The following is a 15,105-nucleotide window of genomic DNA, read 5'->3' as shown; positions in this document are numbered from 1 at the left end:
TAGGGTGATCAGTCAGCTGTTAAAAATCATCATCCAGGAAATTCATACGCGGCATACCTATCGGCGCACCCGGAGGGGTTGCCAGTTCAGGTTCGGTAGCATATTTCTCAGGAGTAACTTTAAACGCTTCTATTGAAGCCAGGCCGTACAATATGTTTGCTTTTTTGCGATCATCAGCTGTAGAAGACTCTTTCGTCATCCAATCTTTCAATTTTTCAACCTCAAGCAAGGCCTGTCCCCTTGCAGTTTCAGACGCCGAAGTATTAGCGGCCAATTGCAACAGGTAGTTAAGTGTAAGGTTGTTTACCATTACCTGTAACTCGCCTTTATAACCATCGGCCAATGGTGTTTTCCACGTTTTTTCCAATATTTTATCAGCTACCGCTATAAAGCCTGGTTGTTTGCTGTCGCGAGCGTGATACTCTATCAAACGTGCGGCTCGTTCGGCATTTAACAACGATGAGATTGTTTCCTGCGCTGCTGTTTGTGCTGCCGCGATAGGATCAAACGTTGGACCGGTATAACCGGAGAATGTTTCGATACCTGCCGGATAACCTGTTGGGCGAGGCGGAATTTTAGCGATCAAACCATCAGGCAAAGCCAATGCCTCCGGCGATACAGTAGCCATCAGTGCATCAAATGCTTTCCATTGCTGAGCCGGGTCAACCATTTTGGTCGGCACCTGCGCGTCGCCTTTTACAGCGTGAGTAAAATATAAACCACCTACTGATTTAGCCACGGCTTCTATCTGGTAACGATGTAACAAGTAAATAGGCACCAACACTTCTTCTATAGTTGACATCGGCGCATCAGGACGGATAGCTTTTTCAGAGAATTTATCCAATACAATTCTTCTTACTTTCATCAGCTTGTCCAGCTCAGCAATAGGTTCGCCGCCGTCATCCCATTGGTGCGATGCAGGGTGAACATAACCGCCAATATCGGGGATGTATTGGAAACCCAGTTTAATGGTTTCGTTCATGATCTTATCCAAGGCGGCATCCTCATTTACACCTTTGGCAAATTCAGAATAGCCCCACATCACGGCACGCTTATCCCAGGCGCCAATGCCTTTGGCGTAAGCGTCAGACAGGTCGATAGTACCGTCAGCTTTCAGATCAATTTTAGGGAAAGGGTAATCCATTACCGATGCGCGCTCTTTAGGGCTTGCGGCAAAGTTATGGGTAAAGCCCAGGGTATGGCCAATTTCGTGTGCTGATAACTGGCGGATACGGGCCAATGCCATAGTTTTTAAGCGCTTGTCTACGGGTTTGCCATCTACATACGGTTGCAATAAACCTTCGGCTATCATGTAATCCTGGCGGTGACGGTCGGAACCCAAAGTCACCACGCCTTTGATGATCTCGCCGGTACGTGGATCGGTATATGACGCACCTGATGAGAACGCGCGCGGCGAGCCGGAACGGTTTATCCAGTTCACTACGTTGTAGCGGATATCCATTGGGTCGGCGCCTTCAGGCAATTCCTTAACCTGGAAGGCGTTTTTAAAACCGGCAGCTTCAAAAGCCTGGTTCCACCATGCGCCACCTTCTATTAAGGCTTTTTTGATCTCGTCGGGAGCGCCACGATCTACATAATAAACTATCGGCTCAACGGCTTCGCTCATGGCAGCACCGGGATCTTTTTTAAACAAGCGATGACGACGGCTAAAGCGTTTAACGATCGGTTCTTCCATCGGCGTTGAAAAATCCATGTAGCTGAATATATTGAACGAGCTGCGCGGATCGAATTTGCGCGGTTTGTATTTATCATCGGGCAGTTCCACAAACGACTGGTGCATTTTTACGGTAACCGCTGTTGGGTCGGGCGCAATACCGCCGCCGCCACCAAAACGACCACCGCCGGGTGTGCCGCCCACAAAAGTGATCAGCGCCTCAAACTCGGTGTTTTTTGGGAAGTTGCGCGTGTTAGGCATATAAACGGCCGACCGCGTTTCATCAACACGATAACCGGCACCGCCTGATGTAGCGCCACCAAATCCGCCACGTGCACCTGCAGCCGCAGCACCGCCACGACCACCACGTGCAGTAGCACTTGCGCCTAACCTACTACCAATACCCTGGCTATCGCGAACGATAAACGGAGTGATATCGATCAACATTTTATCGCCATCAACAGCTACCGGTGTAAAGCCCCAGATAACTGACTTGGCAAAAGCGTTCTCTACCGCGTGTATTTCATCAACATTGGTGGTTACAGCGCGATAATCATAATTAGGCTCTATCAATAACACCTTAGGCCCAACTTTAGAGAATTTGGCAATGTTAGCCGAAGCCTGTCCCCTTTCGGCAGAACGGCCTGCGCCATCGGTTAACGAGGTGAAGTATAAAAACTCTTTGTCGAATTTATCCACCTCCAACAATACTTTACCGCTTTTATCATCATAATAAAAGTTAAAGTATCCTTCAAACTTTTTCATGCCCTGGGTTGCGGTTTCAATGCTAACCACCGCGGTTGGGGCACCTGCACCCGCCGGGCGGGCACCACCTGTACGGCCCCCTGTTGGCGTTTGCGCTATAGAATGGCCGCTCACGGCAATCATTCCTGCTACTAATAATAGGTTTAATTTCATGATATAGGGTTTATTAATTAATTGATCATGGGTTTGGAAGACATAATAAATTGATAGAAGTTTCGGCAGATGATATCGGCCAGATAAACCTGTTATCCGTAGCCGCAATAGCCGGCGCGCTTGCCGAAGCGCTTGATTTGGCAGGCAGGGTTTGCTGCAGCCTCATCAAATCAGGCACACGAAAACCTTCGCCCAAAAACTCTATCTTTTTCTCCAGTAAAATGGTTGCTAATAAGGCATCCTGTGTAGCAACACTAGCCGGTGCAAATACAAAACCCGTGCTTGACCGTTGCCTAACCGCTGTAACCAGCGCAATAGCCTTGGTCATATCAGCCGGAACTCCTGAACGGGTTAATGCTTCGGCATAGTTTAATAATACCTCCGGGTATCTTATAACCGGCACGTAATCAGAAAACGTTGAAGCAACCTTGTACTTCGACAGCCACTTTTGGCCGGTATTGGTAAATACAAAATTCTTGCGCGCATCGGTTGAGGCGGCGCTGTAAACCGCATCAGCAATAGTGCCCGCCGGATTAAGGTAAAACTCGCCGTTACCAGGCGCTATGTTGAAATAGTATGCCAGTTGATTTTGAGTGCCCGGTGTTTCGGTAGGCGTAAATGGTAACGAGAAAACTGCTTCAGGCCCTACGTAGCTACCCGCAAATGGCGTAGCCACGCTGGCCTCCATTTTGTTGGCAACGCCTGTAGGTGCCTGGTATGGTGCTGCTGCCGATACGATCTTAGCCGCTTCGGTAATTACGCCCGGGTAGTCGCCTTTTACCAAGTTAACACGTGTTTTAAGCGCAATAGCTGTATTTTTATTGGCACGGGTAGTGTTTAACGACGCTGTGCTGTAAGTAAGCGGCAGGCCGGTTTCCGCATCGTTCAGGTCGCTTAATATTTGCGCATAAACCTGGGCTACGGTGCTTCGGGCCAGTTGGTTATTATTGGTATCAAACTCCGGCTTTAAGCGTAAAGGTAACCCCATGTTTGAGCCACTGCCTTTAGTGTAAGGTTGAGCATAAGTTTGCACTAAAGCGAAATAACATAATGCCCTAACAAACTTTGCTTCGGCAGTGTAGTTGGCGTATAGCGCGGCGCTTACTTTGCTTTTATTAACCTCCAAACCCGCTAAAAAGGTATTTACCCTGTTAATAGTTGCGTAACCAGCGCTCCATAAGCTTTGTACCTCGCTGGTGCTTGAGCTAACGTTTTGGCTCCAGGTTGACTGGCCGGTTACCAGGTTAGGTTTGTTCATAATGAACTCATCAGCCCTTAATTCGTTATAAATAATGTATCGGCCGCCATAAAAAGCTCCTGCTTTCATAGACGCATACAAACCGTTAATCTGGGCTGCTATACGCTCGGGCGTATCAAAAGCTGCCGATTCGGGCAGGCTGGTTATCGGCGTAGGGTCGAGCAGGTTTTTGGTGCATGATGTAGCGTTCATCATCAATGCACTCAGTAATGAAACCCTAAGTATTATCCCTTTATATTTTTGTGTCGTTTTCATGTTTAATCTGATTAAAATCCAACAGTTAATCCTAAGGTGAATGTTTTACCGGCCGGAACAGAGTTCTTATCCCGGCCACCAGCTGTGTTTGAATCTGCGTTAGCAGATATCTCCGGATCAGAACCTGTGTACTTGGTATACAATATGAAGTTACCGGCCGAGCCATAGAACCTCACCGAGTTCACGCCTATTTTTTGGCATATCCCGGCAGGTAATCTGTAGCCTAACGCGGCAGTACCCAGCTTAATGTATGAACCATCCTCTACGTTGTAAGAGTTTGGAAGTACAGATCCGCTGGCGTTTTGGTCATTGTAGTGAAGAGCCGGGATATCTGTTATCTGTCCCGGGGTCGTCCAGCGGCGTAGTATATCAACCTGGTTGTTAAAGAAACGGTTATCTAACAAGGTAGCCTTGGTACCATTATATATTTTGTTACCACCAGAGTAAACGATATTCACCGTCAGGTCGATATTTTTATAGCTGAAGTTGTTATTGAAACCACCGTAATAAGTTGGTAAGGTATTGCCTAAAATAACACCATCTGCATAAGCATCTAAAGCGGGCGCAGATGTGCCATCAAGGTAAGTCCAGGCGCCACCTACAGGGTTATATTGTACGGTTTTACCGGCTTTATTAATATAGGTACGTAAACCGTTAGCAGGGTTAACGCCATTGGTTTCAACCACGTAAACCGAGCCTATGGAATACCCTACACGAGTAATATTGGTTGTTTCGGTACTGCTTGTCCATATATCGTTGATACCCGGCGATAATTCGGTAACCTTGTTGGTAACCGTACTGAAGTTAAAGTTTGATGTCCATTTAAATTTGCCCTGGTCAAGTATGTGTGCTTCAACATTAAACTCAAAGCCGCGGTTATACATGGAGCCAACGTTGCTGGTGATAGAGTTACCCGGAATACCTTTCGATGGAGCCTGCGGAGCGGCAAGAATAAGTCCGTCAATATTGTTCATGAAATAATCAGCATCAAACACGATCTTGTTGTTCATGAAACCAATATTGATACCGATGTCGGTTTTCTTACTTAGCTCCCATTGTAAAGTTGGGTTACCGGTTTGGGTTGATGATAGTGAAGCAACACCACCATAAACGCCAGATCCGTATAATGATAATGAAGAATAGTTGCCAATACCACCGTTGTTTCCAACCGTACTGTAGCCCCCTCTAAGTTTTAATAATGAAATTGTTTTTGACAGGTTTGAATTTTGAAAGAAGCCCTCTTCGGCTACGTTCCAACCAATTGAACCACCACCAAAATTTCCGTATTTATACCCTGGTGCCAAGGCCGACAGTCCATCCCTTCTGAAACTTGCGCTTAATAGATATTTTTTATCATAGTCGTAAGTTAAGTTACTTAGGTACGAGCGCAATCCGTTTTCGCCAAAAGTGCCGCTTGATCCGCTGATGACAGAATAACTACCAAAAAAGCTTTCGTAATAACGGTCGTTCAGGTTGGTTTTGGTTACACCCCACGATTCGGTAGTAGTATGTATTTCCTGGTAAGCCGCCAGTAAGTTAATACTATGCTTTTGAGCAAATGTTTTGGTATAGTTTAAACTGGTGGTCATATCGCTACGCCTGTTATTGCTTGAACTGTTGGTTGCCGAACCATTACTTGCAAAACCACCTGCCTGGTAAGGGTTGCTAAATGATTTGTTCACCGTATTTAAATCATTCTGACTGTAATTTAATTTAGCTTTCAGACCTTTTATCAGCTCGATCTCCACAAATAAATTACCCAGTAACGATTTACTTTCCGAAGTAAACTTATCGTGCTCCAATTGTGGAAGTGGGTTGTAATAACCTGTTAATACCGTGTTTGCGCCGTAGCCTATGCCGCTGCCGTTCAGGTTATAAGTACCATCATCGTTTAATGGCGATAAGTTTGGCGATAACACCATCGACTCGCGCACCAGGTTATTTAAACCAAAGGTGTTACCAAAGCCGCTGGTTAAGTTATTATTTAAGGTATTACCGTATGATATGTTGGCACCTATGGTGATAGCTTTAGTTAGCTTATGGTCTATATTAAAACGTGTTGTCCCACGTTCAAAGGTATTTTTCACCAGGAAACCTGTTTGATCAGAATATCCTGCAGATAAGAAGTAATGCGTACTTTCTGAACCGCCGGCCACACTTAAGTTATGATTTTGCGAATGGCCGGTTTGGTAAACCAGGTCGTACCAATTGGTTTCAACTTTTGATCCATCTGGTCTGTAACCAATAAAGTAAGCCGGTGCCGAGCCGTTGTTAGCCAACGATTCGTTTTTGATCATCACATAATCATCAGCGCCTAATAACTTAGGTAACTTTGGTTTCGCGGTGAAACCAAACCAACCATCATAAGTTACCTTGGGTTTACCGGCTTTACCTCTTTTGGTAGTGATAACAACAACGCCATTTGCTGCACGCGAACCATAGATAGCAGTGGCCGATCCATCTTTCAATATATCTAACGACTCAATATCATTGGTATTTAAGGTTGATAAAGGGTTATTCTCGGCTGAGTTACCCACATCACCTGTAAACGACGTCACACCGTCGATAATAATCAACGGATAAGCACTAAGTGTAATAGAGTTAGTTCCCCTGATACGGAAAACCGGTGCAGAGTTTAACGAACCGCTGGACGAGGTTATTTTAACACCTGCAGCCTGCCCGGCCAGCGCCTGGTCAAAACTTGGCACCGGACGGTTCTCTATCTGTTTAGCGCCTACGTGCGACGCCGAACCCGTGAATTCGGCTTTGTTTTGCACTGTATAGCCCGATATTACGACCTCGCTTAACTGGTCGGCAGCTTCTGATAAAGTAACGTTGATTACACCGGCACTACCAACTTTATACTCTTTGGTTTTAAAACCAACCATGCTAAATACCAGTACATCTTTCTCGTTATCAACTTTAATCGAAAACACACCATCAGCGTTGGTTTGCACACCCTGGCTGGTACCTTTTATCATAACTGTTACGCCCGGCAAGGGTTGTCCTTTGTCGTCTTTTACGGTACCGCGCACGTCAATAACCACAGGAGCCGCGATGGGCGTAGGCTGCTTTTTTAATTGGAGAACGATGGTTTTGTCGACAATACTATAGGTTAGGGGTTGGTTTGTAAAGCACTCATCAAGCACATCTGCCAGCGGGGCGTTCTTTACATTGATATCAACCGTTTTCGAAAGCTTGATCCACTCCTGGTTATACAGAAACAGAAAGCCTGTTTGCTTTTTAATTTCTACAAAAACTTTCTCTAACGATGTGTTGTGCTGGGTAAGTGTGATCTTTTGAGCAGATGTACTGGCATGTACCTGCATAAAACCAACAAAAAGTAGCGCAATAATAATCCTCATCCTCAACAGTATTTTTTTGTTGATCCTCAATCCGGCCAGCGTTGCAAACAGGTGGTTTATAGGTAACCACGTGCCGGCCTCAGTTTTCAGGGTTTGTTTTGCCCGTTTGTAATAATTTACACGCGCATTGTAGCAAGTAGCATTTAATTGCATAGTTTTGCATTGTTTAGGGGTTAATAATAAATTGCTTTACACGAAGTTTTTTTTGTTCGCCCTCAATCATTTAGCTGGGGACGGTGGTGCGTCTCCGGCTCTTTTTTTGCAAGCGTTTTTTAGGGGTGTTCATGGGTCCATACGCATAGCTATTTTAGTTTAGTTATCATATACTTTTAATTTTTTCCCATCCAGGGTTATTCTCAATCCGCTTAGTTCAAGCATCTTTGTCACTTCGGTTAATCTTGAGTTTCGTGATATATAACCCGTAAGGCGCTTATCAGGTACTTTGTCCATATACACTACTTCTACGTTGTACCAGCGCTCTATCTGCCGCATCATATTATGCACGCCCGCGTTATCAAAATTAAAGAGGCCGTTTTTCCAGGCTATGGCATCTTCGGCGTTTACATTTTTAACCTTTATCTGGTCGGTTACTTTAGCCTCCTGTCCCGGTGTTATTATTTTGTTGAGCGAACCTTTTTTTACGTCTATTGACCCTTCCAGCAAGGTTGCTTTTATACTATGTTCGTTTGCATAAGCCATCACATCAAAATGAGTACCTAATACTTCTATCGATGTATTATCAGCCAGCTTTACAACAAAGGGCATATTTTTATTCTTCGCCACTTCAAAGTAAGCCTCGCCTACCAGTTCAACTTCGCGTTTAGCGCCTTTAAAGGCCGTAGGGAATTTTAAAGATGTTAAGGCGTTTAGCCAAACCCTGCTACCATCCGGCAATGCTATTTGATATTGCCCGCCGCTTAGTGTGCTCACCATGTTCATTTCCACCTTATCATTCGCTACATCCTCCGTATTATAAACCAATTCGCCGTCGTGCGTTTTATTAACACGGGCATTTCCTTGTTTGGCGATTACGCCATTGGTAGCATTGTCAAGCACCATGGTTGATCCATTGGCCAGCGTTAACACTGCTTTATTATTATTACCTGCTTTGTGTGGCGTATTCTTTTTCAGTTTTACAATTGCCACACCCTGTTTAACCACAGGTGTCTTGATGTAATACACGCCACAGGCAAAAACTAATATTAGCACAGCGGCAGCTTTATAAAGTACAGTTATATTTAGTCTTCGCACAGGCGTCTCGGCCTTTTGAACCTCCCTTATATTATAAAACAACCTTTCTTTTAACTGCTTTTCATCATAGTCGCCGGCATCCCAATGCAAATCATTTCGCGGTTGCTGATTATACCAGGCTTCCAGCAGTTCAAGCTCTTCGGGGGTAATGGTACCTTTTAACCATTTGGCCGAAAGTTCACGTTGTTTCTCTGTAGATAGGTGCTGCATTTAAAAGCCTTTACATCATAGCGTGTATAAAGTACACCAAACCCTTAGTCAATATTTAAATATTTTTAACAAAATCCAATATTTATTAAATAGTCTATAATTATATAATACAAATCATATAATTATGATAAAAACAAAGAGTAAATAAAATGGATTTTTAAAGAAGATTACACAAAGAAGCTACTCAGGCTCACGCGTAGTGTTTTTAGCGCTTTGCTGATATGGGCTTCAACGGTTTTGTGTGAGATATCAAGCGTGTCTGATATTTGTTTGGTAGATAAACCCTGCTCGCGGCTAAGCCTGAACACCAGCTGGCATTTATCGGGTAGTGTATGAATACTTAACTCGATCTGACTTTTCAGTTCATCAAAATCAAGCCATTGCTGGGTGGAGTGATCCTGAGTAGGCAGCATCACTATATCATCAATATATACGGGTTGTTTTTTGCGTTGTGCCAGGCGGGCCATTACCTCGTACTTTACTACCGAAGCGATGTACGTATGAAAGCTATACTTAAGGTGCAGCGTATGGCGACGGCGCCACAAGTTAATAAAAGCATCCTGAACAACTTCCTCGGCCAAATCGTACGATTGGAGGACAGAATAAGCCTTTACCAGCATCCTGTTCCAATACCTATTGTACAATAATCGGAACGCTTCATTGCTATTTTCCGTTACCAGTACAACCAGTTCTTCGTCAGAAAGCTTTTTGCCTATTGCCATTTTGCTTAAATTAATCACCAGTTTATCAAAATCGCCTCAGTTGAGCGCTATCAATGTTATAAATTTAGCAATAAATAAGCTTAACGTTAATTTAATTTTACCAAATAAGTCTATTTTTAATATTTTATTATTTTAAATCTATTTATTTTTTAATTAATTTAAAATAAACCACAAAATAAACTACATAATTAAACAATTATTAATAATAACACACTCAAAAATCAATAACATTTAGTTCAATTTTGAAAAAACAACAATAAATACAAGTTAAAACATCTATAAAAATGAATTATTAACTATAAAACCAAACAAAAACATTATAAAATCAAAAATCCACTTTGAATTTTAAATACAAAGTGGATTTATAGTGTAATTAATACACTAGTTCGATTTATTTGGTGGCGATAGTAATATTTCCACCATTCTTAAACAGATCGTGCGATACAAAATAATCGGCAACAGGTTTACCATCTACCTTAACAGATGTAATAGCCCTACCCTTGCCAGGTTTTGATATGGTAATGGTTTTACCGGTGCTGGTTTTCCATTTTACCTCGTCAAACAATGGCGCGGTAACAATATATTTTGGATCAGTTGCCGAGAATGGATAAATACCTACCGAACTAAACACAAACCAGGCCGACATTTCGCCCGCGTCATCCATACCGGCCAGTTGGCGGTTACCTGGCGTAATACCGTATAAGTTGTTCATTATATTGTCCAACACCTTTTGTGTTTTCTCCGGCTTGCCTATAAATGTGTAGGCGAATGGTGCTTCATGATCTGGCTGGTTACCTTGGCAATATTGACCAATAAAGGTTTCTATATTACGGGCAATGTATTTAGGATTCCATGGGACGGTGAAGAATGAATCCAGCTTGGCTTCAAATCTTGCTTTGCCACCATATAGTTCAATCAGTCCCGGCATATCATGCGGCGCAAAGAATGAAACCTGCCATGCATTTGCTTCGCGGAACATATATTCGTAGTAGGGATATTGCGGGTCGAAGTTTTTGATAAATGTACCATCCGCCAGTTTACCACGCATAAAGTTTACACTTTTATCAAAAACGTTTTTATAGTTTTTTGAGCGGGCCATTAAGGTGTTATAGTTTTCGGTATCACCCAATTTCTGCGCCAGCAAGGCTACTGAATAATCATCGTATGAATACTCTAGGGTTTTTGACACACCTGCAGTGCCTTTACTTTCAACACGCGGATTCGCAATTTCAGGGTCAGGAATGTAGCCTTTAGCCAGGTAATCGGCTAGGTATTGACGACCGCCCCTGCTTCCGCGTTCTCCGCTGGCAGGTACGTTTGCATTCCGTAACAATATCTGATAAGTACCTTTCACGTCAAAATCAGTAATTCCACGCAGGTAGGCGCCAACAATTGATGAAGCACCATGGTCGCCATGGAAGAAGGTTGGGATGTAGCCGGTTTTGTCGCCAACATCTTTCATAGATTTAATAACATCAAGCGTTACTTTAGGTGTAATTAAACCCAATAGCACATCTTTATTTCGGTAAGTATCCCACAATGAAGGCTCGGTATAATATTGATAACCTTCAGCTTTGGCAGTTTGTCTTTTCGCGTCGCGGAATTCGCCATTCAGATCACTACGTAATGCCGGCCATAAAAATGATCGATACAGACTTGAATAAAGCATTTCGCGGTTACGTTCGGTACCGCCTTTAACTTGTATAGATGATAGCAGCTTTTCCCATGTTTCAGCGGCGTCTTTACGTACAGCATCAAAATTCCGGTTGCCAATTTCGGTTTCCATGTTTTGCTTCGCGTTAGCGATGCTTACGTAGGATAAACCTATTTTCAGTTCAACCGGGGCTGTGCTGCCGTTGGCTAAATGCACAATAGCGTATCCGGTGTTTTGGCCTTCATCTTTTTTCTCCAGTCTTTCAATTTTGGTATTCAGTTTAGCATAGAAGTAAATACCCTCGCCACCCTGGAAACCTTGTACAGCCATATCGCCATCCTGCGCAATATTCCAGGTATTAGGGCGACTTAAAGCTTTTGACAGATCGAATAAGATCTGGCGGTTGTTATTGTCTTTAAACTCATATTTATGGTAACCTGCACGCAGGCTTGAAGTAAGGCTTACGGTAATGCCATAATCCTGTAAATAAACCTGGTAAAAGCCCGGCGATGAGCTTTCGTTTTTATGCGAAAAGCGCGAAGCAAATTTCTCGCCCGGCTTTGACATAGGCAGGATCGGTACATTACCTAAATTCCAGTGCCCTTTATTGGTATGAGTGAATGACACGATGGTCGAATCTTCCCACTCGTAACCCGCACCGGCAGGTTGATATTTTGTCATGGGGCTAAGCTGCACCATAGCGTTAGGCAACGAGCTACCCGGAAAGGTCAATCCCGACCATGGGCGCCAGTTGCGTGGGGCCACATAACCTAGCACGGTTGGGTTATCAACAGCTTCGGTACCCACAAAGGTGTTTACGTACTTGCTTACCTGCGCATTACTGGTGCCTGTTGCCAAAAGGGCAAGGGCTAATGCGCTAAAAATGTTTTTAGTAGAGGTTTTCATCATTAAGTGCGGTGTTTGTCTATTGGTTACCCAAATATATATAATAGCGCGTGCGGGCCGCCGTTATATGTTAAAAATGTTACCTAAAATTTAACATTTTTTCAACTAAAAATATCGTTTACAATAAATACCTTTAGCATATCACAATTTACAACCAATTTAACCTGTACTACCTCAACCTAAATGAACAAAATCCTGCTAACCGCAGCGCTTATATTGCTATATGCTGCGTCTTTCGCCCAAAAAGCTTCTATCAAAGGCAATGTTGTCGACTCGTTAACCAAAGAACCACTTGAATATGCCACCGTAGCGGTTTTAAACTCAGCCGACTCTTCGCTTATATCATACACCATAACACAAAAAGAAGGTTTGTTTAAACTTACCGGCATCCCTGTAAAGGGCACCAGGCTTATTATAACTTTTGTTGGGTACAATAGCTTTCGCAAAGCATTAAACTTAAAAGCCGGCGTTGAGAACGACCTGGGTAAAATATCATTGAATGGAAAAAGCCTGAGCGAGGTGAAGATCGTGGGCGAGCGTTCGCCTATTTCCATCCGGAAAGACACTATTGAATTTAACGCCGAAGCCTTTAAAACCCGCCCCAACGCTGTGGTGGAAGATTTATTAAGGTTATTACCCGGCATACAGGTAAACTACGATGGCACAATTACCATACAAGGTAAACCCGTAAGCAAATTGATGATAGATGGCAAGCGCTTTTTTGGTAACGACCCTAAAGTAGCCTCAAAAAATCTTGATGCCGAACTGATAGATAAAGTGCAGGTATATGATGACCGTGAAGACGACCCCGACCATAAACAAACTGACGATGAGGTTGGCAAAGTGATCAACCTACGGATGAAGAAAAAAATAAAGAAAAGCACCCTGGGCAAGCTTTATGCAGGTGTAGGCTCGCGCGACAGGTATGAGGCAGGCGGTATTATAAGCACTTTTAGAGATACCTTACAGGTAAGCTTAATTGGCTTAATGAACAACCTGAGCAAAACGGGCTTTTCATCGCAGGACCTCTATAGTATGGGCGGCTTTGACCGTTCAGGTGGTAACCAGGCCTGGGATGGCACCTTTGGCCGTGGCTGGGGCGGCGGCATTGAAAGTGTTGCATCGGGTGGTTTAAATATTAATAACGATTACGGCGAAAAGCTTAAAATGAACCTCACCTATTTTTACAGCAATAATAATATGGTGTACAATAGCAAGTCATTTACCGAGCAAACGCTGGACAATACGGTATTAAGTAACGCCAATCAAAGCACATCAATTAATAACGACCAGAAACATGCTTTGAGCGGTTACCTGCGTTGGAAGCCTGACACCATACATCAGTTAACTTACCAGCCAAGCTTAAATATAACCAAAGGCTACAACACTTACGAAGGCAGCGGCAGCTCGTTTAACACCCAAACGCCATTATTAAATACATCGCTGGGCCGCGGGCTTGACGATGCCAAAGGCATAAACTTTTCGCACAGCTTAAATTACTACCGTAGGTTTCACCGTAAAGGCCGGTCGCTAACGATCAACAACAGTATTACGCTGAATAAACGCAATGGCTATAATCTGAGCTATAATGAGATCAATTCATTCACCTCATCCATAACCGACCAACGTGTAGACCGGTATAACGACAGGCCTACGCTTAACAATAACCTGGGTATTTCGGTAAACTACTTTCACCAGTTTATAGATAAGGTCCTTTCGGCCGATTTTTATACCAACACGCGCTACGTAACCATGGCCGAAACCAATTTGCTTTACGACAGAGATACCGTAACGCAACTATACAACAAGTACCTGCCTAACCAAAGCAGCAACCTGAAACGCACCAACTTTATACAAAACTTTAAAGCGCAGTTAACCTATCAGCTTAAAAAGTTAAACTTCAAATTTGCGCTCGATGCTGAGTTTCAGGACGTGCATAACATGTTTAATACGACAGTAGCGCCTGATATGAACAAGAAGTCATGGTACCTCTTTCCGTCGTTTAACTTTAACGGTTATGGCGTTTCGGTATCATACAGCCAGTATATTGAGTTACCGAGCATCTACCAAATGCAACCGGTTACGCGTATTTATAACCAGTTGTCGCGTTCGTCAGGCAACCCCTACCTGGCGCCAAGCCGGGTTCATCGCATATCTACCAACTATTATAAATATAACCATGGCAAACAATTAAGCACCAACTTTTACGCCAGCTTAACGCTGTACGATAACCGCGTGATCAGCATCCGGACGATAGACAGCATAGGCGCATCTACTTCGACTTATGTTAACCGTGCCGGCGGTATGAATGCTTACGGCGGGGCATCTTTTGGAAAGCAATTCAAAAAAACTAAAGACTGGCAGATTGGCGTAAACAGCAATTTCAGCTTGAGTTATAACAGGATGCCGTTTTTCCTGAACGGTAAAGATGGTATACAGAACAACTATTATCTTACTGCAAGCCCAACGGTAAGTTTTAATTATAAATCAGCAATTAGCTTTAATACCAAGTACGAGGTTAGCGGCAATATAACCAGGTATAAGGATATAGATGCCAACACCGTAAATTCATTAACGCACACAGTAGGGTCTGACTTTAGCTTACGCTGGCCCGCGCGTATGATATTCGACATCAATTACAACTACAGGTTCAACTCGCAGGTATCGCAAGGCTTTCCAAAATCATCGAACATATTAAATGCGGCGGTTACGCTGTTAATGATGAAAAAAGACCGTGGCCAAGTGAAGCTACAAGTGTACGATTTGTTTGACCAAAATATTTCTGTAGGCCGCTATGGTTACAATAACTCGGTAACCACGTCCGAGCAGCAGATATTAAAACGCTATTTTATGCTAACGTATCAAATCAAGCTAAACTCGTTTAAATAAAA

7 protein-coding genes are annotated in these 15,105 nt (G+C 43.5%); 1 reads left to right on the top strand and 6 read right to left on the bottom strand.

Features of this window, described 5'->3' with window-relative positions:
* Window positions 1-19 precede the first annotated feature (19 nt).
* From AC59JT_RS07595 to AC59JT_RS07570, 6 genes are all read right to left on the bottom strand, one after another.
* Window positions 20-2,593, bottom strand: a complete 2,574-nt coding sequence (locus AC59JT_RS07595; RefSeq protein ID WP_497397399.1) for a zinc-dependent metalloprotease — start codon at window positions 2,591-2,593, stop codon at window positions 20-22.
* Between the two features lie 25 nt (window positions 2,594-2,618).
* Window positions 2,619-4,106: a RagB/SusD family nutrient uptake outer membrane protein gene (locus tag AC59JT_RS07590; RefSeq protein ID WP_497397397.1), complete on the bottom strand. Its 1,488-nt coding sequence runs from the start codon at window positions 4,104-4,106 to the stop codon at window positions 2,619-2,621.
* An 11-nt stretch (window positions 4,107-4,117) separates the two neighbouring features.
* On the bottom strand, window positions 4,118-7,471 hold the full coding sequence (locus tag AC59JT_RS07585; protein ID WP_497397395.1) for a TonB-dependent receptor: 3,354 nt from the start codon (window positions 7,469-7,471) through the stop codon (window positions 4,118-4,120).
* A gap of 312 nt (window positions 7,472-7,783) precedes the next feature.
* On the bottom strand, window positions 7,784-8,932 hold the full coding sequence (locus AC59JT_RS07580) for a FecR family protein (RefSeq protein WP_497397393.1): 1,149 nt from the start codon (window positions 8,930-8,932) through the stop codon (window positions 7,784-7,786).
* A 167-nt stretch (window positions 8,933-9,099) separates the two neighbouring features.
* A complete protein-coding gene (locus AC59JT_RS07575) occupies window positions 9,100-9,654 on the bottom strand; it encodes an RNA polymerase sigma-70 factor (protein ID WP_497397391.1) in 555 nt (184 codons plus the stop codon).
* A 391-nt stretch (window positions 9,655-10,045) separates the two neighbouring features.
* On the bottom strand, window positions 10,046-12,217 hold the full coding sequence (locus AC59JT_RS07570; RefSeq protein ID WP_497397389.1) for a GH92 family glycosyl hydrolase: 2,172 nt from the start codon (window positions 12,215-12,217) through the stop codon (window positions 10,046-10,048).
* 180 nt (window positions 12,218-12,397) lie between these two features.
* Here AC59JT_RS07570 and AC59JT_RS07565 point away from each other — a divergent pair, with 180 nt between their 5' ends.
* Entirely contained in the window at window positions 12,398-15,103 is a 2,706-nt protein-coding gene (locus AC59JT_RS07565) for an outer membrane beta-barrel protein (RefSeq protein ID WP_497397387.1), read from the top strand.
* The last annotated feature ends 2 nt before the right edge of the window (window positions 15,104-15,105 follow it).

It is taken from the genome of Mucilaginibacter sp. A3364 (assembly GCF_059690715.1).
This window is presented reverse-complemented; position numbering and strand designations above follow the sequence as displayed.

Coding starts and splice junctions, on each gene's coding strand:
- AC59JT_RS07590 (WP_497397397.1), bottom strand. CDS start 4,106: ATGAAAACGACACAAAAATATAAAGGGATAATACTTAGGGTTTCATTA.
- AC59JT_RS07575 (WP_497397391.1), bottom strand. CDS start 9,654: ATGGCAATAGGCAAAAAGCTTTCTGACGAAGAACTGGTTGTACTGGTA.
- AC59JT_RS07565 (WP_497397387.1), top strand. CDS start 12,398: ATGAACAAAATCCTGCTAACCGCAGCGCTTATATTGCTATATGCTGCG.
- AC59JT_RS07570 (WP_497397389.1), bottom strand. CDS start 12,217: ATGATGAAAACCTCTACTAAAAACATTTTTAGCGCATTAGCCCTTGCC.
- AC59JT_RS07595 (WP_497397399.1), bottom strand. CDS start 2,593: ATGAAATTAAACCTATTATTAGTAGCAGGAATGATTGCCGTGAGCGGC.
- AC59JT_RS07585 (WP_497397395.1), bottom strand. CDS start 7,471: ATGAGGATTATTATTGCGCTACTTTTTGTTGGTTTTATGCAGGTACAT.
- AC59JT_RS07580 (WP_497397393.1), bottom strand. CDS start 8,932: ATGCAGCACCTATCTACAGAGAAACAACGTGAACTTTCGGCCAAATGG.